This is a genomic window from Bacillus sp. SIMBA_026 (assembly GCF_046535335.1).
GTDB lineage: Bacteria > Bacillota > Bacilli > Bacillales > Bacillaceae > Bacillus > Bacillus velezensis.
On the sequence record NZ_JAWRWX010000130.1, the window covers coordinates 1 to 276 of the forward strand.

Below are 276 nucleotides of genomic sequence, written 5' to 3' on the forward strand. Positions count from 1 at the left end.
GTTGGCATTTCTCCGACCCGCAGGGCTTTCTACAGACTCTGTACGAACGGCTCGCGGCGCAAGGGCTGACGTTGGAGCGTTCAACAGTGACCGCGGTGCAACCGTCGGATGACGGCGTGACGGTGACGCTCGACGGTGTCGCAAGACGTTTTGGGCATGTGGTGATCGCTACCGGTGCACGATCCGCGAAGTTCGCCAAACAATGCGGGGATTCTGTGCCGCTCGATACCGAACGGGGCTATCACGTGCGCTATCCGGGCGCGCAGCAAATGATTT

1 protein-coding gene is annotated in these 276 nt (G+C 60.5%); it reads left to right on the forward strand.

The features are described 5' to 3' along the window. A partial coding sequence (locus tag SB847_RS20945) for an FAD-dependent oxidoreductase (RefSeq protein ID WP_410578526.1) occupies positions 1–276 on the forward strand: 276 nt, incomplete at both ends.